We start from the raw sequence: 21,999 nt of genomic DNA, 5'->3' as shown, positions 1-21,999 counted from the left end.
GTTTTCCTGGACGGCCCTTCTACCGCCGGAGAGGCGGCCTCCTTGAAGGATGCCGCCTCTCCACCGATTTCCCCGGGTTCCCCTGGGTTCCCCTGAGTTCCCGAGTTCCGCTACCAGCCGCGCTCGGCCAGCCGGTGCGGGGCCGGGATGTCGTCGACGTTGATGCCGACCATGGCCTCGCCCAGACCGCGGGAGACCTTCGCGATGACATCGGGGTCGTCGTGGAAGGTGGTGGCCTTGACGATCGCGGCGGCGCGCTCGGCCGGGTTTCCGGACTTGAAGATGCCCGAGCCGACGAACACGCCCTCGGCGCCGAGCTGCATCATCATCGCGGCGTCGGCCGGGGTGGCGATGCCACCGGCGGTGAACAGCACGACCGGCAGCTTGCCGGTCTTGGCGACCTCGGCGACCAGCTCGTACGGCGCCTGGAGCTCCTTGGCCGCGACGTAGAGCTCGTCGGCGGGCAGCGAGGTCAGGCGCTTGAGCTCGCCCCTGATCTTGCGCATGTGGGTGGTGGCGTTGGAGACGTCGCCGGTGCCCGCCTCACCCTTGGAACGGATCATCGCCGCCCCCTCGGTGATGCGGCGCAGCGCCTCTCCCAGGTTGGTCGCGCCACAGACGAAGGGCACCGTGAACTGCCACTTGTCGATGTGGTTGGCGTAGTCGGCCGGGGTGAGCACCTCGGACTCGTCGATGTAGTCGACGCCGAGCGACTGGAGCACGCGGGCCTCGACGAAGTGGCCGATGCGGGCCTTGGCCATGACCGGAATCGAGACGGCGGCGATGATGCCGTCGATCATGTCGGGGTCGCTCATCCGGGAAACGCCGCCCTGGGCGCGGATGTCGGCGGGCACACGTTCGAGGGCCATGACGGCGACGGCACCGGCGTCTTCGGCGATCTTGGCCTGCTCGGCGTTGACGACGTCCATGATGACGCCGCCCTTGAGCATCTCTGCCATGCCGCGCTTGACCCGGGCGGTTCCGGTGACGGTGGTATCGCTGACTTCGGGCGTGCTGCTGGACACGGTCTCTACCTCACGACGGCTGCGGATCACGGGCCGCCCGTGACGGACGGCCACTACGTCTCCATCGTAGGCGCTGGGCAGGATGCCCCCTACACGCCGTCTTGTCGCTCTTAGCTGATCTTCTTGGACATGATGTAGGACTTGCGCGTCAGGGAATGACGGGTTTGGCGGAGGCCAGCGCGATCCAGACCTGACCGGGGGCGAAGTTCATCGGCTCACCCGCCTCCGTGGTGAAGACGGTGCCGTCCTTCTCCGTGGCCCGCGACCAGCGGGCCTTGAAGGCCTGCCCGTCGCGGAGCACGACCGCCCTGCCCTTGCCCGTGCTGTGCACCAGCGGCGTGTAGCTCTGGTTCTTGTCGTGAAACTCCGAGCGCTCCGTCTTGGTGTACTGCACGACGATCGTGGGAGCGCCGAGCTGACCGCCCTCGGCCGCCATGTCCCTCTTGCCGTCCTGCCAGATCAGCCATTTGCCCGCCGCCTGTGACCAGGTGAAGGTGAAGCGTGCCGCCGGGTACTTCACGCTGTACGCCTTCCGCGGCACGCCGCCCTCGGGAGCGTCGCCGAAGGTGAATCCGATCTCCTTGGCCCTGCTCGCCTTGGGCGCCTCGGTCAGCAGCCGCCGGGTGTTGGCGAACAGGTTGTAGGGGGCGAAGCGTCCGGGCTGACGGAAGTAGGCGCCCGGTACCCGGCTGTCGGAGACGTCGAACAGCGGCGCCGCGGCGATGAGGGGGAGCATCTTCGTCTGCGCGCCCGAGTAGGCGAAGGCGGGCTTGCCGAACTGCGGGACGATGTGCAGGTCGGAGACGCGGGCGCTGCGGACCGGGCCGATCTTGGCCGGGATCTTGGAGGAGAAGATCGCCATCAGGCGGGTCAGACCCGCCTCGACCTGCTCGATGTAGACGATGTCCGCGCTTTTGAGGCCGAGCTGCGGCTTGCCCGCCGAGGTGTTCTCGATCTTCGCCGCGATCACCGGCCTGCGGGCCGCGCCCGGCAGGCCGGTGAAGGGATGCGTCGGCTCCGGTGTGGGGGTCGGGGCCGCACTCGGCTCGCCGGCCGCGGGGTTGCCCGCCGGCGTGGGCTTGTCGGAGGAACAGGCCGCGGTCGGCACGAGGACCGCGACTCCCGCCAGCCCGACGGCGATCATCCGAGACACCCGCACGACTCATCTCCTCAAGTCAGCCACTCAGCCTCTTGGCCACGAACCGCCATGAGCCTACCGGTGTCTGACTTGTCAGATACTCCAGTCATGTGTGGCTTATTCGGCGGCCAGGGCCTTCGGCGGCGCATCGTCGATCTCGAAGAAGCCCGGATACTCGGTGTGCCCGGCCAGCCGCAGCGTGCGGGCCAGCCGGCGGCGCTGTGCCGCGCGGGTCACGCCCACCGCGTTGTTGTAGAAACGCCGGGAGTAGAGGACCTTGGCCACCGCGGCCCCCAGCTCCTCCAGCAGGTCGGCACCCGCCGGAGTGTCGGCCAGCCGGTCGCGGAAGCGCTCCTGGTCGACGACGGCTCGCAGGGTGCGAGACAGGTCGCTCTCGGCGTGCTCGCGCTCCTCGGGGCCGGCCGTGCGGGCCTCGTGGGCGGCCGCGGCCAGCACCAGGCTCGTCGCCGGGTCCAGCAGCCGGGAGGCGGCCAACTCCAGGCTGACGGCGGTCCGCCGCACCAGGGCGGCGTCCAGGGACTCGCGGGCCAGCTCCAGCCGGATGTGCAGCCGGTCGAGCCTGCCCGCCCGCCAGGAGATGTAGACGGCGCAGAGCACCACGATCGCGCCCACCACCAGGATCAGCGTGGTCGTCACAGCGTCTCGTCCCCCTCGGTGGCGGTCGTGCTCGCCACCGTACCCCCAGCGCCCCCAGCGCCCCCAGCGCCGTCAGTACCGTCAGTGCCGTCAGCGTCCTCCTCGACCCCGGCCGTGCTCGCCACCGTCTCGTAGACCCGCAGGACGTCGCGGGCGACCGTCGACCAGTCGTACTTCCGCACGGCGTCGCGGGCCTCCTCCGACAGCTTGGCCCGGCGCGCGGGATCGTCGAGCAGCTCGGCGGCCCGGCGGGCGAGCGAGGTGGCGTTGCCCGTCTCGAACAGTGCTCCCGCCTGGCCGTCGTCGAGCACCTTGCGGAAGGCCGGGATGTCGCTCGCCAGGATCGCCGCACCGGCCGACATCGCCTCGGTCAGCACGATGCCGAAGCTCTCACCCCCCAGGTTGGGCGCGCAGAAGACGTCGACCGTGTGGTAAGCACGCACCTTGTCCTCCTCGCTGACCATGCCGAGCAGGCCGATCCGGTCGTGGAAGGCGGCCGGGACGCGCTCCAGCACCTCGGCGGCGTCACCGGGCCCGGCCAGGAGCAGTCTCAGCGCCGGCCGCTCGGCGGCCAGCAGGACGAACGCCTCCAGCAACACCGGCAGGCCCTTGCGCGGCTCGTCCATCCTGCCGAGAAAGCCGATCACCTCGCCCTCGTCCCAGCCGGGCAACGGCTCGCCCTCGGCGTAGCGGCCGACCGTCACCCCGTTGGGGATGAGCACGGCGTCCCCGCCCATGAACTCGACCAGGGTCTTCCTGGCCGCGTCGGACACGGCGATCCGGCCGGTGATCTTCTCCAGCGCGCTCATGAGCACAGAGGCCGTGACCGAGAAGGAACGGGAGTTACCGTACGAGGCGTGGAAGGTGGCCACGATCGGCCCCCTGGCCACCCAGCAGGCGAGCAGTCCCAGCGAGGGGATGGCCGGCTCGTGCACGTGCAGCACGTCGAAACCGCCCTCGCGCACCCAGCGGCGCACCCGGTTCGCCGACAGGAACCCGAACGACAACCTGGCCACCGACCCGTTGAAGGGCACCGGAATCGCGCGGCCCGCCGAGGTCACGTACGGGGGCAGCGGGGCGTTGTCCGCGGCAGGGGCGATCACCGAGACGTGGTGGCCCTCCTCCATGAGCGCCTCCGCGAGGTCACGGATGTGCACCTGAACGCCGCCCGGCACGTCCCATGTGTAGGGACAGACGATGCCGATCCTCATTGCCGGGGCTCCAGGTCCTCCAGCCAGAGGCGCTGGAGCATGTGCCAGTCCTCGGGGTGCTCGGTGATGCCCTTCTCGAAGACGTTCGCGAGGCTCTGCATGACGACGGCCACCTTCTCCTTCCTGGTGCCCTCGGCCGGGATCACGATCTCCTCGTGGAACTGCAGGCCCCAGCCGGTCCCCTCGAAGTAGGGGATCGCCGGGATGAGGGCGGCCCCGGTGTGCACGGCCAGCAGGCCGGGGCCGGCGGGCATCCGCGTGGACGAGCCGAAGAACTGCACCTCGACACCGTTCGCGGTCAGGTCGCGCTCGGCGGGCAGGGCGACCGGGAGTCCGGCGCGCAGGCGCTGCGCCAGGGTGCCGAAGGTGTGGCCGTCACCGCCGGTGAGCGGCAGCACCTCCATGCCCAGCCCCTCACGGAAGGCGGTGTAGCGGTTGAACAGCGACTCGGGTTTGAGTCTTTCCGCGACCGTGGTGAAGGGGTGTCCCGTCCCGGCGAACCAGGCACCCGCCTGGTCCCAGTTGCCCATGTGCGGCAGGGCGAGGACCACGCCGCGCCCCGCGGCGAGGTTGTCGTAGACGGGCTCCGCCCCGACCACGTGCATGCGGGAGACGATCTCGGCGATGGGGATCGAGGGCAGCCGGAACACCTCGTGGAAGTAGCGGAAGTAGGAGCGCATGCCGTCGCGGCTGAGCTCCCGGATCACCGGGTCGCCCGGCGAGGTGCCCTTGACCCTGGCGAGGTTGGCCTCCAGCCTGAGCACCGACCTCCCTCGGCGCTTCCACAGCCGGTCGGCGGCGGCGCGGAAGGCCCAGGCGGTGAGCCGCTCGGGCAGCCGGGGCACGATCGTCCATCCTGCGCCGAACGCGGCCGCGACGAGACGGTCCTGGGAGGAGGGCTTGTCTGTCATCGATCTTTCCGATCAGCGGAGGGTCCGGGGCGAGGCGGAGACGGCCTGCCGGCGCACGTGCAGCAGGCGCTGGCCGACCGTGACCGCGCTGGCCACCGCGAGCAGCCAGAGCCCCACGGCCAGGATGTACGGCACGCCGAGGCCGCTGAGGCCGGCCGAGACCAGGCCCACCACCAGGCGCTCCGGTCGCTCGGCGAGACCGACGTCGCATGTCATGCCCAGCGCCTCCGCCCTGGCCTTGACGTAGGACACCACCGCTCCGGCGACGAGGCAGAACAGCGCGACCCCCGCCAGTGTCCACTGGTCGCTCACGATGAACCAGAACACCAGCCCGGAGAAGATCCCCGCGTCGCCGACCCTGTCGAGCGTGGAGTCGAGGAAGGCGCCCCAGGTGCTTCCCGGGCCCGTCATCCTGGCCATGACCCCGTCGAGGAGGTCGGCCAGCACGAAGAAAGTGATCACCACCGTGCCCGCGAACAGCTGGCCCCGGGGGTAGAAGAACAGCGCGGCGGCGACGGTGCCGAGCGTGCCCACCGCGGTGACCGCGTTGGGGCTGATCCCGTGGCGGGTGAGTGCCCTGCCCAGCGGGGTCAAGACTCGTGTGACGGCGGGGCGCAGAAGTTTCAGCATCGCGCTCCGATCGTAGGCCACCCGGTCTGCGGGCGCGCATCGACGAGCCGTGCGGCAAGGCGTTCTCGGCGCGGCGAGGGGGCACCGGAGGCGGCTCGGGCGTCTAGCGATCAGACTTCCGTCTCGCAAGAGGATCGCTCCACCCCTCTTGTGATATTCGCCACATGGGTATTTGGTGAACACACCGCGTCCATGCGGTGTGTGGACGCGGCAGCGGATCCCGGGGGTGTGGCCCCGCCAGGCCGCGCCCCTTCGGCAACGACGCGGGAGGCGATGTGGCGGAGAGAGCAACCGGCGGAACAGCGGGAGCCGCGGGGAGGGCACCCACGGCCGATCAGCCGGACAAGATAAGAAACGTCGTGCTGGTCGGCCATTCCGGCGCCGGGAAGACAACGCTCGTGGAGGCGCTGCTGGCCGCGACCAGGACCGTCCAGCGGCCCGGCAGGGTCGAGGACGGCACCACGGTCAGCGACTTCGACGAGGTCGAGATGCGCCAGCAGCGCTCGGTGAACCTCACCGTGGCCCCTGTGATCCACAATGACATCAAGATCAACCTGCTGGACACGCCCGGCTACGCCGACTTCGTCGGCGACCTGCGCGCCGGGTTGCGCGCAGCCGACGCGGCGCTGTTCGTCGTCTCGGCCGCCGAGGGCGTGGACGGCCTGACCAGGATGCTCTGGGAGGAGTGCGCGGTCGTCGGGATGCCCCGCGCGGTCGTGATCACCAAGATCGACCACCAGCGGGCGGACTTCGAGGAAGTCCTCGCCGCCTGCCAGGAGGCCTTCGGCGACGGCGTCTCACCGCTGTACCTGCCGGTGGTGACCAACGGCAGGGTGAACGGCCTGATCGGGCTGATGAGCCAGAAGTTCTACAACTACGCGACCGGCACCAGGACGGAGAACTCCCCCGGCCCGGCCTACGCCGACCAGATCGAGACCCACCGCGGCGCCCTGATCGAGGGCGTCATCCAGGAGAGCGAGGACGAGTCCCTGATGGACCGTTACCTCTCCGGCGAGGAGATCGACACCAAGGCCCTCATCGGGGACCTGGAGAAGGCCGTCGCGCGCGGCGGCTTCTACCCGGTGCTGGCCGCGGGGACCGGCGTGGGCGCGCTGGAGGTCCTGGAACTCATCACCCAGGGTTTCCCCTCGCCACCCGAGCACCCGATGCCGGAGATCACCTCGATCGACGGCCGGCCCGTCGCCGGCATCACCTGTGACCCCGACGGGCCGCTGGTCGCGGAGATCGTCAAGACGACCAGTGATCCGTATGTGGGCAGGATCAGCCTGGTGCGGGTCTTCTCCGGCACGCTGCGCCCCGACATGACGGTGCACGTCTCGGGGCACGGTCTCGCCGACCGCGGGCACGAGGACCACGACGTGGACGAGCGCATCGGAGCGCTCTCCTCACCGCTGGGCAAGCTCCAGCGGACGACCGCCAAGTGCGTGGCCGGGGACATCGCGGCGGTGGCCAAGCTGTCGCGCGCGGAGACCGGCGACACCCTGTCGGACCGGGAGAACCCGCTGCTGATGACGGCCTGGACGATGCCGGAGCCGCTGCTGCCCGTGGCGATCCAGCCCAGGTCCAAGGCCGATGACGACAAGCTGGGCCAGGCGCTGCAGCGGCTGGTCGCCGAGGACCCCACGCTCCGGTTGGAGAACAACCCCGAGACCTGCCAGCTCGTGCTGTGGTGCATGGGCGAGGCCCACACCGACGTGCTGCTGGATCGGCTGAGCAGGCGGCACGGCGTGGAGGTGGAGAAGATCGAGTTGCGGGTGCCGCTCAGGGAGACCTTCGGCGGCAGCTGCCAGGCCCTGGGCCGCAACGTCAAGCAGACCGGCGGCCACGGCCAGTTCGCCGTCTGCCACCTGGAGGTCGAGCCCCTGCCGTCCGGCGGCGGCTTCGAGTTCGTGGACAAGATCGTCGGTGGCGTGGTGCCGCGCCAGTTCATCCCCTCGGTGGAGAAGGGCGTACGCACCCAGATGCAGCGCGGGGTCCTCGCCGGCTACCCCATGGTGGACATGCGGGTGACGCTGTACGACGGCAAGGCCCACTCGGTCGACTCCTCCGACATGGCCTTCCAGATCGCCGGGGCGCTCGCGCTGAAGGAGGCCGCGGCCAAGGTGCCCATCCTGCTGCTCGAACCTGTCGACGAGGTGTCCGTGCTGGTCTCCGACGACCATGTGGGCGCGGTGATGTCCGACCTGTCCTCGCGCAGGGGCCGCGTGCTCGGCACGGAGCCGGTGGGGGTGGGACGTACCCTGGTCAGGGCCGAGGTGCCCGAACTGGAGATCACCCGATACTCGATCGATCTGAGATCCATGTCACACGGCACGGGGACGTTCCAGCGGGTCTTCCTCCGCTACGAGCCGCTCCCGTCACACCTGGTGGAGAAAGTCACCGGCTGACAGGGCGATGAGGCGTGTGCCCGTGGCACGTCGCCATCGGGTGCGACGCACCCCATCGGGCACACGCCTCCCAGTACACACTTGCGTAACAAAGTCATCACGAAGTGATTTCTTTTTTTCGGTCGGAGCACACCGGTCCAGGTGCCAGACTTGGGAACCATGCGAAACGGACGCCCTCTTCTGGCCGCTGCCGCCCTCGCCGTTCTGACCACGGGTGCCGCGTACACCTTCGGCCCCGACACCGCGCCCGCCCGGCCCAAGGCCGCCAAGAGCTCGGCGGTCTCGGCCGAAACGGCGGGCGCGACGACCTCCACCTCGGCGCGCTGCCCGGTGGATGTGAGATATCCCAAGCGACAGCTGCGCGGGGTGTGGATCGCCACGGTCAAGAACATCGACTGGCCCTCGCGGCCCGGCCTGTCCGCCGCCCGGCAGCAGGCGGAGTACGTCAAGATCCTCGACAATGCGGTCAAGCGGCGGTTCAACGCGGTGTTCGTCCAGATCCGCCCGGCCTCCGACGCGCTGTACAGGTCGGACCTTGAGCCGTGGTCGCAGTATCTGACCGGAACCGCGGGCAAGGACCCCGGCTGGGACCCGCTGTCCTTCCTCGTCGCCGAGGCCCACCGCCGCGGCCTGGAGTTCCACGCGTGGTTCAACCCCTACCGCGCCTCCGCCGACGGCGATCTGTCCAGGCTGCCCGCGAACCACCCCGCCCGGGTCCACCCCGACTGGATCGTCAGGCATGGTGATCTGGCCTACTACAACCCCGGCCTGCCCGCGGTCCGCGACCACGTCACCAAGGTCGTCAAGGACGTGGTGACCCGCTACGACGTCGACGGGGTCCACTTCGACGACTACTTCTACCCCTACCCCTCCGGGAACGCGAAGTTCGCCGACGACGCCGCCTTCGCCAAGTACGGCAAGGGCGCCAAGCTCGCCGACTGGCGCCGCGCCAACGTCAACAAGCTGATCGCACAGGTCGACAAGGCGGTGCACGAGGTCAGGAACAGCGTGAAGTTCGGCGTCAGCCCGTTTGGGATCTGGCGCAACAAGTCCGAGGATTCCACCGGCTCGGCCACCGGCGGCATGTCGGCGTACGACTCCATCTACGCAGACGCCCGCCACTGGATCCGCAAGGGCACCGTCGACTACGTCATGCCGCAGCTGTACTGGCCACGCGGTTTCAAGGTCGCCGACTACGACGTGCTGATGCCCTGGTGGGCGAACGAGGTCAAGGGCACCGACGTGCACCTCTACATCGGCCAGGCCCTGTACCGGGTCGGCGCCACCGACACCCCCGCATGGACCAATCCCGGCGAGCTGCCCTCCCATCTCACCCGGAACCGCAAGCACAAGCAGGTCCTGGGCGACGTCTACTTCAGCGCCAAGCAGCTGTCCACCAACCCCCTGGGTGTGCTGGACCGCATCGTCAAGAGCAACTACTCGCGCCCGGCGCTGCTGCCGCTGATGAAGGACCGCGGCGGGCAGGCCCCGGCCAAGCCCGCCGACGTGCGGCTCCAGGGCACCTCGCTCAGCTGGAAGAGTTCCCCGGAGGCCCGCTCGTACGCGGTCTACCGGATCGCCTCCGGCAAGCCCGGTGAGTGCGCCACCGCCGACGCCAGAAACCTGGTCGCGGTCGTGCCCGCGGTGGACGGCGACCGCCAGACCTTCACCGCGACGGGCGGCGGCACCTACCTGGTCACCGCCCTGGACCGCCTGCAGAACGAGAGCGCGCCCGCCGGGAGCTGACCTCGAGCCACGCCTACGCCCTCTCGGACACGCGGCCGCGAGGGCGTCGGCGGGCCGCGGGACGGGCGAGGCGAGGCGAGGCGGTGAGCCCCCCGCGCGACCCGCGAGGCTCGCCGTACCCTCCGTCGGCCCCCGGATCCGCTGGACCCGTGACACGATCTTCCCCTACGGTGCGAGGCACCTGGCAGAAGCTAAAGGGGAGGTCGTCGGTGAAGCGGACGCTTTTCGCGTTTGCGCTGGTCCTGGGCTTGCTGTGGCCGAGTGTCGCGCAGTCCGCCACACAGGTGGACGGACGGGTGGTGCTGATCGGCATTCCCGGCCTGCAGTGGAGCGATCTCAGTCCCGGCGGCACCCCGAATCTGTGGCGGCTGGCCGGGCAGAGCGCGATCGGCTCACTGTCGGTCCGCGCGGTGGGCCGGGTGACCTGTCCCTATGACGGGTGGCTGACGGTCTCGGCCGGGGTGAGGTCCGCGGTCGGCTACGGTTGCGGGCTCCCCCCGCTGCCCGAGGCCGACAGAAGGGGCGCGGTCATCTCCGGCTACGGATACCTGCGCGACGTCGCCGGGCAGCGCAACGCCGGTGCCCTCGGCGAGGCCGTGCACGCCGCCGGGGAGTGCACGCTGGCGATCGGCCCCGGGGCCGCGCTGGCACTGGCCGACAGATCGGGCAGGGTCGACCTGTACGCTCCCTCCGCCGCGCAGATCCGCTCGGGCGTGCTCACCAGGTGCCGCGTAATCGCCGTCGACGTCGACGACCTGGTCAGGCCCTACATCACCGGTGGACGGCTGCCCGGGGCCGAGGAGCGGCTCACCCCGCAGCAGCGGGCGGCGGCGCTGCGCCTGGCCGACGCCAAGGCCGGAGCGGTGCTGAGCGTGCTGCCCAAGGACGCGAGCGTGCTGCTGGCGGGGCTGTCCGACCACGGCGGCAATCCACACCTGCGGGTCGCCATGATGCGCGGTGAAAACGCCTCCGGCCGCTTCCTGGGAGCGGCCTCCACCCACCGCGACGACATCACGATCCTGCCGGACGTCACCGCGACGATGCTCTCCCTGACCGGCGTCGAGGTGCCGCCGAGCGTGGTCGGGGTCCCCTGGAAGGCGAGCGAGAGGCGCACCGGCACCACCGAGGCCGCGCGGGCCGAGCTGATGAAGGCCGACGTGGCCGGGCAGACGATCAGGAACGTGGGCGGGATCTTCTTCACCTCGGTCGCCGTGCTGCAGGTCGCCTTCTACCTGACGGCATTCCTGCTGCTGCGCCGCAGGCGGGCACTACGGCACGTGCGCGTGGCCGCGGTGGCACTGGCCTCGCTGCCCACCTCGACGTACCTGGTGAACCTCACCCCCTGGCAGGGCGCGCAGACGCCGGTGCTCGCGCTGGTCGGCGGGATCGCCGGATGCGCGCTGCTGCTGGCGGCGACGGCACTGGCGGGGCCATGGCGCCGGGCGCCGCTCGGACCGCTGACGGTGGTGGCGGGGGTGACCGCGGCGGTACTCGCGGGCGACCTGCTGACCGGGACGAACCTGCAGCTCAACAGCGTGATGGGCTACAGCGCCGTGGTCGGGGCCCGCTACTACGGCCTGGGTAACATCCCCTTCGCGCTCTTCGCCACCTCGGTGCTGCTGCTGGCCGCCGCGATCGCGCACCGGCTGATGCGAGGAGGCCACACGGGTGCGGCGGTCACCGCCGTGGCGGTGCTGGGCGGCTTCGCGATGATCCTGGGCGGCTGGCCGGGCGTGGGCAGCGACTTCGGCGGCGTGATCGCGTTCGTGCCGGGCATCGCGGTGACCGCGTTGCTGATCGCGGGCAGGCGGGTCTCGATCGTCAAACTGGGCGCGTTCTGCGTGGCGGGCGGTGTCACCGTGATGGGCATCGCCTACCTCGACTACCTGCGCCCGCCGGGTTTCCAGACGCATCTGGGGCGCTTCGTCGGCCAGGTGTTCACCGGCGAGGCCACCGAGGTGATCGGCCGCAAGCTCGGCGCGATGCTGGGCACCCTGCTCAGCCCCAACCTGATGCCGGTCGTGATCGCTGCGACGGCGTTCCTCGTCTACGCGCTGCTACGGCCGGAGCAGGCGACCGCCGGAGTGCTGCCCGCCGCGTTCGCCCACTCCCCCGCGCTGCGGGCCGGGCTGATCGGCACCCTGGTCAGCGGGGTGGTCGGCATGCTGGTCAACGACTCGGGCGCCGCGGTGCTCTCCATGGCGCTGGCGCTCGCCGTGCCGCTGACGCTGTCGGCGGGCATCAGGACCCTGGGCGGCGGAGCCTCACGCTACGACGAGGCGGGCCAGGAGCCGGCGAGCAGTTCCCTGGTGTCACGCAGCAACTGAGGAAGCACCCTGGTCTGGCCGACGACGGGCATGAAGTTGGTGTCGCCGCCCCAGCGGGGCACCACGTGCTGGTGAAGGTGGGCGGCGATTCCGGCGCCCGCCACACCGCCCAGGTTCATGCCCACGTTGAAACCCTGCGCGCCGCCGGCCTTGCGCAGGGCGACCAGTGCCCGTTTGGTGAAGTCGGCGAGCTCGGTGGTCTCGGCCTCGTCCAGGTCCGCGTAGTCCGGCACGTGACGGTAGGGGCAGACCATTAGGTGGCCGGAGGTGTACGGGTAAAGGTTGAGCAGCGCGAAGACCGCGTCACCTCGGGCGACGATCAGGCCGTCCTCGTCGCTCATCCGGGGGATCTCGCAGAACGGGCAGCCGTCCTCGGGCCCCGAACCCGTCGGTTTGCTGGCCCCCTTGATGTAGGCCATCCGGTGAGGAGTCCAGAGTCTCTGGAACGCGTCCGGTGTTCCCGCTCCGTACTGCGCCTCCGGCTCGTTGCTCATGGTCGCCAGCATATTGCCAAGCCGATCCCTTCGGTCTGGCACCTCCCCCGCCGGGGCACCGGAACCGGCCGGGATCCGGCGGCTGGACGGGATTCCGACCCCTGTCTCACCGTATTAACGGACGAATGCCGCAAATTTCCGGCAGAATCCCCCCAGCATGACCACCGACAGCCGAGGAGTACCCATGATCGACGTCTCCGTCGAGGAGCCGACCGAGCCACCCTTGAGGTCACGGGCGTCGCCGAACTGGGAGGCGACGCGCCCCGCGCGGTGGAGCCGGTGCGTGAACGGGCCGGCACCGGTGCCAGGCGCGGCCCCCGGGGCGTCAGCGCCCACGTGCAGGACCGTACGGCCGCGGTGGACGTGTCGATCGTGGCGGAGTACGGGCACGTGGTGATGGACGTGGCCAACGAGGTGAAGACCAACGTGGCCCGGACCATCAGCCGGATGCTCGGCATGCGGGTCGTCGAGGTCAACGTCGACGTGGAGGACGTCCGCATGCCGGGCGAGACCCGGCCTGAGGCACCCGCCGAGCCCGCGAGACACGAGTAGGAACACGAAGACCTCCGGACGCGGCGAGGCGACTCAGGCCACCCGCCGCGCTCCCCCACAGGGCCGGACCCCGTAAAGGAGCGGGGCCGGCTCCCCGCGAGGAGCCGGCCCCGGACACTCTGGATGGGATTCAGACCTGGACGCCCTGGAGGGGATTCAGACCTGGAGGCGGCGCTCGATCACGTCGACGATCTCGGCGATCGCCTCGTCGACCGGGACCCCGTTCTTCTGCTCACCGTTGCGGAAGCGGAAGGAGACGGCACCGTTGGCGATGTCGTCGTCGCCCGCCAGCAGCATGAAGGGCACCTTGGACTTCTGCGCGTTGCGGATCTTCTTCTGCATCCGGTCGTCGGAGGCGTCGACCTCGATCCTGATACCCCGCTCGCGTGCCTTCTTGGCGACGTCCTGAAGATAGGGCACGTGTGCCTCGGAGATCGGGATGCCGACCACCTGAACCGGGGCGAGCCAGGGGGGGAACGCGCCCGCGTAGTGCTCGACCAGGACGCCGAAGAAGCGCTCGATCGAGCCGAACAGCGCCCGGTGGATCTTGACGGGACGCTGGCGGGTGCCGTCGGCGGCCTGGTACTCGAGCTCGAAGAGCTCGGGCAGGTTGAAGTCCAGCTGGATGGTCGACATCTGCCAGGTGCGGCCGATGGCGTCGCGGGTCTGCACGGAGATCTTCGGACCGTAGAAGGCGGCGCCGCCGGGGTCGAGGACGAGCTCCAGCTTCTCGGACTCGGCGACCTCGCGCAGCGTCTCGGTCGCCTCCTCCCACACCTCGTCGGAGCCGACGAACTTCTCCGGGTCCTTGGTCGACAGCTCCAGGTAGAAGTCGTCGAGCCCGTAGTCGCGGAGCAGGTCGAGCACGAAGCGCAGCAGCGACTTGAGCTCGTCGCGCATCTGCTCGTGAGTGCAGTAGATGTGCGCGTCGTCCTGCGTCATGCCGCGCACCCGGGTCAGACCGTGGATGACGCCGGACTTCTCGTAGCGGTAGACCGTGCCGAACTCGAACAGCCGCAGCGGCAGCTCCCGGTAGGAACGCCCGCGGGACCTGAAGATCAGGTTGTGCATCGGGCAGTTCATCGGCTTGAGGTAGTACTCCGCCCCCTCCAGCTCCATGGCCGGGAACATCCCGTCCTTGTACCAGTCGAGGTGGCCGGAGATCTCGTAGAGCTTGCTCTTGGTGATGTGCGGGGTGTTGACGAAGGAGTAGCCCGCCTCCTCGTGCCGCTTGCGCGAGTAGTCCTCCATGACGCGGCGGATCACGCCGCCCTTGGGATGGAAGACCGGCAGGCCGGAGCCCAGCTCGTCGGGGAAGGAGAACAGGTCGAGCTCGGCGCCCAGCTTGCGGTGGTCGCGCTTCTCGGCCTCCGCCAGGCGGTCGAGGTATTCGTCCTGCTTCTCGCGCGACTCCCAGGCGGTGCCGTAGATCCGCTGGAGCTGCGGGTTCTTCTCGCTGCCCCGCCAGTAGGCGCCGCCGGTGCGCATCAGCTTGAACGCCGGGATGGACCGGGTGGTCGGCACGTGGGGACCGCGGCACAGGTCCTTCCAGCACAGCTCGCCGGTCTTGGGGTCGAGGTTGTCGTAGATGGTCAGCTCCGCACCGCCCACCTCGACGCTCTCCTCGTCGGCGGCCCCGCCCTTGAGACCGATCAGCTCCAGCTTGTACGGCTCGGCGGCGAGTTCCTCGGCCGCCTGGTCGTCGGAGACTGGCCTGCGGGAGAAGAGCTGCCCCTGCTTGACGATCTCGCGCATCCGCTTCTCGATGCGCTTGAGGTCGTCGGGGGTGAACGGGTTCTTGACGTCGAAGTCATAGTAGAAACCGTTCTCGACCGGCGGGCCGATGCCCAGCCTGGCCTCGGGGAAGATCTCCTGGACGGCCTGGGCCATGACGTGCGCGGTGGAGTGGCGGACGATGGCACGCCCGTCGGGGCCGGCCGCCGGGACCGGCTCGATCACGTCGCCCTCGGCCACCGGGGCCGCGAGGTCCTTCAGTTCGCCGCCCGCGCGGGCGGCGACCACGGAGCGGCCGTCCGCCTCCAGCACCTCCCCGTACGTCGTGCCTTTCGCCACCACACGCGCGGCTCCGGCGAGGGTGATACGAATTTCTGGCACGGCCGACACGGTTGCTCCCTGGGAGACGTCGATGGATGGTCCGAAATCGATGCTACCGGTGTCGGCGACGCGATTTCTCAGGCGTCGCGGCTCCGGCGGTAGCCCAGCGAGGTCAGCTCGGCCCTGGTGCCGCGGAAGACGTTGCGATCCAGCGGCTTCTGCGAGTGCTGGTGGATGGTCCACCTCTGCCACGGCCTGGGCACCTGCGGCCTGCCCCGGGGCTGGTCGGGCGCGGCGATCCACAGCGGGTAGGCATCCAGCCCGGCGCAGTTGCCGTTCTGCGCGAACGCCTGGAACGTGTAGATCACCGGCTTCACCCCGGCCAGCGCGATGACCGCCTGGCACCAGCTGCGGGCGAACCGCGCCACCCTGGCGGCGGGCAGGTGGTCGTTGGTCTCCAGGTCGAGGGCGAGCAGATCGCCCCTGCGCAGCCCTCCGGCCCGCTGCACGATCTTCAAGAAGTGCACCGCCTGCACCTCGGGGTCGCCTGCGGGGCGGGCGAAATGGTAGGCGCCGCAGACGATCCAGCTCTCGCGCATGCCGTTCCAGTTGGTGCCGAACCACTTGTCGGTGAAGGTGCTCCCCTCACTCGCCTTGGCGAAGGCGAAGGAGACCCCGCTCTTCGCCTGCGCGCCCCAGTTGACGGCGCCCTGCCAGTTCGACACATCGATCCCCTGCAGCATGGCGGCCACGCTAACCGGACGACACCGCGGGCACACGCCCGACGCTCCCTCGGCATGCTGCCGTTGCGACCGCTTTGGCTAGGCTTGGTTGGCGTGAACGCAGCAGCTCAGATCTCCGGCGCGTACGCGACCGGTATCGCGACCATAACTTCCGGCGGAACCGTGCTCGACACGTGGTTTCCGTCCCCGCAGCTGGGCGAGCCCTCCTCGCCGGGCACCAGCCGGCTGAGCACGCAGGAGGCCGCCCAGGAGCTTGGCTCCGGGGTCGCCGCGCTGCTCGGCCCCGACGAGGACCGCGGCGTGGAGGTGGTCGCGGTGCGGACTCAGATCACCAAGCTGTCGGAGGCCCCGGCCGACGCCCACGACGCCTACCTGCGCCTGCACCTGCTGTCGGCGCGCCTCGTCCAGCCGCACGGCCTGAACCTGGACGGGCTGTTCGGCCTGCTCTCCAACGTGGTGTGGACCAACCACGGCCCGTGCGCCGTCGAGGGCTTCGAGCAGGTACGGCTCCGCCTGCGCGCCCGGGGCCAGGTGACCGTCTACGGCGTGGACAAGTTCCCCAGGATGGTCGACTACGTGGTGCCCACCGGCGTCCGGATCGCCGAGGCCGACCGGGTCCGTCTGGGCGCGCACCTGGCAAGCGGCACGACCGTGATGCACGAGGGTTTCGTCAACTTCAACGCCGGGACGCTCGGCGGCTCCATGGTCGAGGGCCGCATCTCGGCGGGTGTCGTGGTGGGCGACGGCTCGGACGTCGGCGGCGGCGCCTCGATCATGGGCACCCTGTCCGGCGGCGGCAAGCAGGTCATCTCCATCGGGCGGCGCTGCCTGCTGGGCGCCAACAGCGGCATCGGCATCTCCCTCGGTGACGACTGCGTCGTGGAGGCGGGCCTCTACGTCACCGCCGGGACCAAGGTGGTCCTGCCCGAGGGCCGGGTGGTCAAGGCTGCCGAGCTCTCCGGCGCCTCCGGCCTGCTGTTCCGCCGCAACTCCACCTCGGGCGCGGTGGAGGCCGTGCCCCGCCGGGGGACGGGCGTGGAGCTCAACAGCATCCTGCACGCCAACGACTGATCACCGGCACGCCTCCGCACCCGCGGAGGCGTGCCGAAGGCCTTGGCCCCGCGGATGTTCGTCTCCGGGTCTCCCAGCTGGCAGGGTGGCCCCACGGACCTCACACCGGAGCGGTCGCCTCCGGTCTCCTGCCCGGATCTCGGGACCGAGGTCTCCGCGCTGGAAGGATTCAAATGACCGGTCAGGAGATGGCGGGCGACGGGAGCGGCGCGACGGCGGCGGCCCGGTGGGTGACGGGGCTGTTCGCACCGCAGGTGCTGGTCATCGGGCTGCCCCCGGTCGTCGGGCTGATGGCCGACGGATGGCGGGGAGGGGCATGGGGCCTGGTGGCCTCGGCCCTGTGCGGCGGCATTCCCGCCCTGGTGATCCTGACCGGAGTCCGCTCAGGACGGCTGGACTCCCACCATCTGGTCGACCGGGCGAGCCGGACGAGGCCGCTGCTGGTGGCGGTCGCGGCGGTGGTCGTCGCGCTGGTGCTGCTGATCTCCCTGGGTGCGCCCCGCCTGCTGGTGGCCACGGTGACCGCGATGCTGGCCGCGCTCACGGTGACGGTCCCGATCACCCTCAGGTGGAAGATCTCCTTCCACGCGGCCGTGTCCGCGGGCACCGTGGTGGTGCTGGCCCATGTGCTACCCGCGGCGCCCACCCTGGTCACGGGCGCGCTGGTGGTGGCGACGGTGTGCTGGGCGCGGGTCCGGCTCACCCACCACACGCCCGCCCAGGTCGCCGCCGGAGCCGTGACCGGCGCCGGAACGGCCTGGGCGGCACTGAGCGCCTTCGGCGTCTGAGCGGGGCGGGCGCGGTCAGCGCGTCGAGGCCGAAGATGTTGGACATCCAAACGGAGGAGAAACCGTCATCGGCCGCGCGGGCGATGCGCTCCCGCAGCTTGCCGAGCACGTCCGGTTCCTTCGGTTCGTTGAGCAACAGTCCGAATCGCATCGCTACCGAACTCCATCTCTCGTAAGCTCCGCCCAGTGCAGATCGACGACGGTGATCGCACACAGGCATCCGGTCACGGGAGTTCGGTGAACCGCTCCACCTGCTCGATCTTGCCCGCGATGACGATCACGTCCCCGTAGCTCAGCACGGTCCCGGAGTCGGCATAGGTGAACTCGTCGTACTGGCCCTTGACGCAGACCACCGTCACGCCGTACTTGCGCCGCAGGTTGGACTCGCCCAGGGGCACGCCGACGTACTCGCGGGGCGGCCGGGTCTTGACCACCGCGTAGTCACCGTCCACCTCCATGTAGTCGAGCATCCGCCCGTTGAGCAGGTGGGCCAGCCGCTCCCCCATGTCGTGCTCGGGGAGGATCACGTGGTGGGCGCCGACCCGCTCCAGAATGCGGCCGTGCTCGCGGCTGATCGCCTTGGCCCAGATGTCCTCGATCTCCAGCTCGACGAGCAGGGACGTGGTGAGGATGCTGGACTCCAGGTCGGTGCCGATGGCGACCACCGCCCGGTAGAAGTCGGGCACCCCGATCTGCCGCAGCGCCTCGATGTCCGTGGAGTCGGCGACGACGACATGGGGGAGCTTTCCCGCCAGGCTCTGCACCACCTTGGGGCGGCTGTCGATGGCCAGCACCTCGGTTCCCCTCCGGGAGAGTTCGAGCGCGAGGGAGCCGCCGAAGCGGCCGAGCCCGACGACCACCACGGGATCGTTTCTTCTGTCAGCCAACGATCGTCCTCTTTCGGAAGTCCGCAGCCGCGGGGGTCCGTCAACGCGAAGAGCCCGGAGGTGGACGACAGCCTCCAGGCTCCTACCTGCGTGTCACCGGCGGGCGCTCAGACCCGGATTCGCCCGATTCTACCTCAGGGGAACACCAAGAGGTCTTCCTCGTTCCCCGCGGGATCGGGACCGGATCCGGAGAGATCGGGACCGGATCCGGAGGCGGCGAGGGTGTCGAGAACCTGCAGGCCGTACTTGGCCAGCTTGTTCTCCCCGACCCCGCTCACCGTGCCCAGCTCGGCCAGGGACGAGGGGGACCGGGTCGCGATCTCGCGCAGGGTCGCGTCATGGAAGATCACGTACGCGGGCACGCCCTGTTCCTTCGCGACCGCTCCGCGCCAGGCGCGGAGCAGCTCGAACACCGGCACCGCCTCCTCGGGCAGCTCGGCGGGCTCGGCCCGGCGCGAAGTGGAGCTCTTCGCCGCCCTGGCGGCCCGAGCCGCCATCGTAGGCTCGCGCCGCAGCGGGACCTGACGCCTGCGCCCCAGGACCTCCGCGCTCGCCTCGGTCAGCACCAGCGTGCCGTAGTCGCCCTCGACGGCCAGCAGCCCTTGGGCCAGCAACTGGCGTACCACACCGCGCCACTCGGCCTCGCCCAGCTCCGTGCCGATGCCGAACACCGTCAGGCCGTCGTGGTCGTGCTGGATGACCTTGGCCGTCTTCTTCCCGAGGAGGATGTCGATGATCTGGCCCGCGCCGAACTTCTGACGGCGCTCGCGCATGAGCCGGAACACCGTCGACAGGACCTTCTGCGCGGCGACCGTGCCGTCCCAGGACTCCGGTGGCGACAGGCAGGTGTCGCAGTTGCCGCAGGCGGCGGCCTGCTGGCCGAAGTAGGCGAGCAGCAGCGCGCGGCGGCACTCGACCGCCTCGCACAGGGCGAGCATGGCGTCCAGATGGGTGGCCAGGCGGCGGCGGTGGGCGTCGTCGCCCTCCGAGGTGTCGATCATCTTGCGCTGCTGCACGACATCCTGGAGGCCGTAGGCGAGCCACGCGGTGGAGGGCAGGCCGTCGCGCCCCGCCCGGCCGGTCTCCTGGTAGTAACCCTCGATGGACTTGGGCAGGTCAAGATGGGCGACGAACCGCACGTCGGGCTTGTCGATGCCCATGCCGAACGCGATGGTGGCGACCATGACGAGGCCGTCCTCACGCAGGAAGCGCGCCTGGTTGGCGGCGCGGGTGCGGGCGTCGAGGCCCGCGTGGTAGGGCAGCGCGCGGATGCCGTTCTCCACCAGGAACTCGGCGATCTTCTCGACCGAGTTGCGCGACAGGCAGTAGACGATGCCCGCCTCCCCTGCGTGCTCGGCGCGAAGCAGTTCGAGCAGCTGCCGCTTGGGCTCGTTCTTGGGAGCGATGCGGTACTGGATGTTGGGGCGGTCGAAGCTCGCCACGAAGTGGCGGGCCCGCTCCAGGCTGAGCCTGGAGGCGATCTCGGCGTGGGTGGCCTCGGTGGCCGTGGCGGTCAGCGCGATGCGCGGCACGTCCGGCCAGCGCTCGTGCAGCGCGGACAGGGCGAGGTAGTCGGGCCGGAAGTCGTGCCCCCACTGGGCCACGCAGTGCGCCTCGTCGATGGCGAACAACGAGATCGTCCCGCTGTCGAGCAGGCGCAGCGTCGCGTCGACCCGCAGACGCTCCGGCGCCAGGTAGAGCAGGTCCAGCTCGCCGGAGAGGAAGGCCGACTCGACCTGGCGACGCTCCTCGAAGTCCTGCGTGGAGTTGAGGAACCCGGCCCGCACACCGAGCGCCGTCAGGGCGTCGACCTGGTCCTGCATGAGCGCGATGAGCGGCGAGATCACCACTCCCGTGCCCTTACGCACGAGCGCGGGGATCTGGTAGCACAGCGACTTGCCGCCACCCGTCGGCATGAGCACCAGGGCGTCGCCGCCGGCCACGACGTGGTCGATGATCTCCTGCTGGCCCGCCCGGAACGAGTCGTAGCCGAAGACGCGCTGCAGGACCCGCGACGCGTCGCTCACCTCGGGGTCGTTCTCGGGGAAAGGCATCGGATCATTGTATGAGGCACCCCCGACAGCCGGGGATGAACCGGCCACAAGACCGGCCGAGTCGGGGATGGAGAAGCGGGTGACCAGGGTGTCGGTGCTGGCCTTGGTGGTGAACTCGACGTAGCTGCCCGCCGTGTTCAGCGTCACCGCCCTGCGGCCCGACGCCTCACCCGCCAGGTCGCCGATGTTGCGGTTCGGGCCGATCACGGCCGCCCCGCCGCCGACGACGGCGTCCTCGGCCTCGTACATGTCGTACGGCATGTTGGCGCCGCGACCGACGAAGAACGGCTGGGTGGCCCAGGCCGCCGCCGGGGGCAGCTTCAGGATGATCTGGTCCACGTTGGTGACGGCTCCGAGGTCCACCTGGAGCCACTGTGGGAAGGCGTTGTTGCCGCTCTCCCAGTAGGTGTTGGCATTGCCGTCGGTGGCGTTGGCCTCGCCGTAGGGGGCGGCGGTGCTGCTTGACGAGGTCGCCTTACCCACCGCGAGGTTGGGGCCGGCCGCCGTGGCGGGTGAGACCGCCCCGGCCAGGATGAGCAGGTTGGTCGCGGCCATCGCCGCCAACAGCCTTAACGCCAGGTACTGCTTTCTCATCGCGTTCCTCTATCTCTCGGCTGGAACGACAGGGGCAGGGGGAGGCCGCGGCCTCCGTCGCGCGACGTGCTCGGCACCTGCGGGGGGCGCCTCGCTCGCAAGATGCGGACTCCGGATGCCCGGACTCCGGCGGGCGGGCCGACCGGTGTGGTCCGCGGGGTCGGTTCGCGGGACCGGTTCGCGAGCCCTGGCCTGTTCGTCGCTGGGGGGTGCTGGTCGCCGGGTACACCACCGGCACAAGTTGCGAAGAACAGAGAGAATTTAACAGAGGCTTGCAATATTTTTGCATTGTGCTGGCCAAATGTTACATACGTGCTACGGCGCCGCCAACGGGTCGAAACGGACTGCCACTTCGCCCCCGCCCCCCGGGCGCGAATCGGCCCTCGTGCCGACGAAACACCCGACATGTCACTCTTTTTCGGGAAAGTTCTTCCGCACCGAAAAGGCGTGGGAGTCGCCCGTTCACCGAAAAGGCGGGGTGGGGACTCGCCCGGAGATCCGCCCGCCGGCGTGAACACTCCGCTGAGCGCGAGTCGACCCTGCCGGCACCGGCCGACCGTTGAGGTGCGGCAGTGCCGCCGCGGCGGGTTCGGCTCCGGCGAGTGAGGGGGCAGGAGGCGGCTCGACCACCTCGATCCTCGGCTGCGGCGCCGACCGTGACACCTGGTAAGGCTGGGCGGGTACGGCCGGCGCCGCATCGTCGCGAGT

General features: G+C 70.1%; 17 protein-coding genes. 6 read left to right on the top strand and 11 right to left on the bottom strand.

The features are described from left to right. Positions 1–110: 110 nt before the first annotated feature. From pdxS to pgsA, 6 genes are all read right to left on the bottom strand, one after another. A complete protein-coding gene (gene pdxS, locus OG884_RS31145) occupies positions 111–1,025 on the bottom strand; it encodes a pyridoxal 5'-phosphate synthase lyase subunit PdxS (RefSeq protein WP_326638803.1) in 915 nt (304 codons plus the stop codon). A gap of 148 nt (positions 1,026–1,173) precedes the next feature. After that, complete coding sequence (locus tag OG884_RS31140; RefSeq protein WP_326638801.1) at positions 1,174–2,184, bottom strand: DUF3048 domain-containing protein; 1,011 nt, start codon at positions 2,182–2,184, stop codon at positions 1,174–1,176. A gap of 96 nt (positions 2,185–2,280) precedes the next feature. Further along, positions 2,281–2,820 carry a hypothetical protein gene (locus tag OG884_RS31135; protein WP_326638799.1) on the bottom strand — a complete coding sequence of 180 codons (540 nt, stop codon included), beginning with the start codon at positions 2,818–2,820 and terminating at the stop codon, positions 2,281–2,283. Then, positions 2,817–4,031 carry a glycosyltransferase family 4 protein gene (locus tag OG884_RS31130; RefSeq protein WP_326638797.1) on the bottom strand — a complete coding sequence of 405 codons (1,215 nt, stop codon included), beginning with the start codon at positions 4,029–4,031 and terminating at the stop codon, positions 2,817–2,819. The genes OG884_RS31135 and OG884_RS31130 overlap by 4 nt, the downstream gene beginning before the upstream one ends. Next, the gene (locus OG884_RS31125; RefSeq protein WP_326638795.1) at positions 4,028–4,942 is read right to left on the bottom strand and encodes a phosphatidylinositol mannoside acyltransferase; all 915 of its coding nucleotides are present in this window, start codon (positions 4,940–4,942) and stop codon (positions 4,028–4,030) included. Before OG884_RS31125 ends, OG884_RS31130 begins: the two co-directional genes overlap by 4 nt. Before the next feature lie 12 nt (positions 4,943–4,954). Then, a complete protein-coding gene (gene pgsA, locus OG884_RS31120; protein WP_326638792.1) occupies positions 4,955–5,572 on the bottom strand; it encodes a phosphatidylinositol phosphate synthase in 618 nt (205 codons plus the stop codon). A gap of 275 nt (positions 5,573–5,847) precedes the next feature. Between pgsA and OG884_RS31115 the strand changes: the two genes are divergently transcribed. The 3 genes from OG884_RS31115 to OG884_RS31105 all read left to right on the top strand — a co-directional run bounded on the left by OG884_RS31115 (position 5,848) and on the right by OG884_RS31105 (position 12,053). Next, positions 5,848–7,980 carry an elongation factor G-like protein EF-G2 gene (locus tag OG884_RS31115; RefSeq protein WP_326638791.1) on the top strand — a complete coding sequence of 711 codons (2,133 nt, stop codon included), beginning with the start codon at positions 5,848–5,850 and terminating at the stop codon, positions 7,978–7,980. A gap of 159 nt (positions 7,981–8,139) precedes the next feature. Further along, a complete protein-coding gene (locus OG884_RS31110) occupies positions 8,140–9,726 on the top strand; it encodes a glycoside hydrolase family 10 protein (protein ID WP_326638787.1) in 1,587 nt (528 codons plus the stop codon). 209 nt (positions 9,727–9,935) lie between these two features. Beyond that, positions 9,936–12,053 (top strand): hypothetical protein, encoded by a 2,118-nt coding sequence (locus OG884_RS31105; RefSeq protein WP_326638785.1) that lies wholly within the window; start codon positions 9,936–9,938, stop codon positions 12,051–12,053. Here OG884_RS31105 and OG884_RS31100 read toward each other — a convergent pair. Continuing rightward, positions 11,996–12,547, bottom strand: coding sequence for an HIT family protein (locus OG884_RS31100; protein ID WP_326638783.1), 552 nt, complete (start codon positions 12,545–12,547; stop codon positions 11,996–11,998). The genes OG884_RS31105 and OG884_RS31100 overlap by 58 nt on opposite strands. Here OG884_RS31100 and OG884_RS31095 point away from each other — a divergent pair. Further along, a complete protein-coding gene (locus OG884_RS31095; RefSeq protein WP_326638781.1) occupies positions 12,476–13,099 on the top strand; it encodes an Asp23/Gls24 family envelope stress response protein in 624 nt (207 codons plus the stop codon). The two genes, OG884_RS31100 and OG884_RS31095, sit on opposite strands and share 72 nt — an antisense overlap. Positions 13,100–13,255: 156 nt before the next feature. Here OG884_RS31095 and thrS read toward each other — a convergent pair whose 3' ends face one another. Beyond that, complete coding sequence (gene thrS, locus OG884_RS31090) at positions 13,256–15,223, bottom strand: threonine--tRNA ligase (RefSeq protein WP_326638779.1); 1,968 nt, start codon at positions 15,221–15,223, stop codon at positions 13,256–13,258. 68 nt (positions 15,224–15,291) lie between these two features. Next, a complete protein-coding gene (locus OG884_RS31085; RefSeq protein ID WP_326638777.1) occupies positions 15,292–15,897 on the bottom strand; it encodes a glycoside hydrolase family 25 protein in 606 nt (201 codons plus the stop codon). Positions 15,898–15,990: 93 nt separating this feature from the next. Between OG884_RS31085 and dapD the strand changes: the two genes are divergently transcribed. After that, positions 15,991–16,968, top strand: coding sequence for a 2,3,4,5-tetrahydropyridine-2,6-dicarboxylate N-succinyltransferase (dapD, locus tag OG884_RS31080; RefSeq protein WP_326638775.1), 978 nt, complete (start codon positions 15,991–15,993; stop codon positions 16,966–16,968). A gap of 173 nt (positions 16,969–17,141) precedes the next feature. Further along, positions 17,142–17,756 (top strand): hypothetical protein, encoded by a 615-nt coding sequence (locus OG884_RS31075; protein WP_326638773.1) that lies wholly within the window; start codon positions 17,142–17,144, stop codon positions 17,754–17,756. Positions 17,757–17,980: 224 nt separating this feature from the next. On the opposite strand, the gene OG884_RS31070 is transcribed toward OG884_RS31075, so the two are convergent. Together OG884_RS31070 and recQ are read right to left on the bottom strand one after the other, a co-directional pair. Next, positions 17,981–18,643: a potassium channel family protein gene (locus OG884_RS31070; protein ID WP_326638771.1), complete on the bottom strand. Its 663-nt coding sequence runs from the start codon at positions 18,641–18,643 to the stop codon at positions 17,981–17,983. Between the two features lie 134 nt (positions 18,644–18,777). After that, a complete protein-coding gene (gene recQ, locus OG884_RS31065) occupies positions 18,778–21,291 on the bottom strand; it encodes a DNA helicase RecQ (RefSeq protein ID WP_326638769.1) in 2,514 nt (837 codons plus the stop codon). Positions 21,292–21,999 lie beyond the last annotated feature (708 nt).

Origin of the sequence: Streptosporangium sp. NBC_01755, from assembly GCF_035917995.1 — a bacterium.
Classification (GTDB): domain Bacteria; phylum Actinomycetota; class Actinomycetes; order Streptosporangiales; family Streptosporangiaceae; genus Streptosporangium.
This window is presented reverse-complemented; position numbering and strand designations above follow the sequence as displayed.

Excerpts from the sequence above, each read along its gene's own strand:
- OG884_RS31125 (WP_326638795.1), bottom strand. The coding sequence starts at position 4,942 with ATGACAGACAAGCCCTCCTCCCAGGACCGTCTCGTCGCGGCCGCGTTC.
- OG884_RS31110 (WP_326638787.1), top strand. The coding sequence starts at position 8,140 with ATGCGAAACGGACGCCCTCTTCTGGCCGCTGCCGCCCTCGCCGTTCTG.
- recQ (WP_326638769.1), bottom strand. The coding sequence starts at position 21,291 with ATGAGAAAGCAGTACCTGGCGTTAAGGCTGTTGGCGGCGATGGCCGCG.
- pgsA (WP_326638792.1), bottom strand. The coding sequence starts at position 5,572 with ATGCTGAAACTTCTGCGCCCCGCCGTCACACGAGTCTTGACCCCGCTG.
- OG884_RS31075 (WP_326638773.1), top strand. The coding sequence starts at position 17,142 with ATGACCGGTCAGGAGATGGCGGGCGACGGGAGCGGCGCGACGGCGGCG.
- OG884_RS31130 (WP_326638797.1), bottom strand. The coding sequence starts at position 4,031 with ATGAGGATCGGCATCGTCTGTCCCTACACATGGGACGTGCCGGGCGGC.
- OG884_RS31100 (WP_326638783.1), bottom strand. The coding sequence starts at position 12,547 with ATGAGCAACGAGCCGGAGGCGCAGTACGGAGCGGGAACACCGGACGCG.
- OG884_RS31085 (WP_326638777.1), bottom strand. The coding sequence starts at position 15,897 with ATGCTGCAGGGGATCGATGTGTCGAACTGGCAGGGCGCCGTCAACTGG.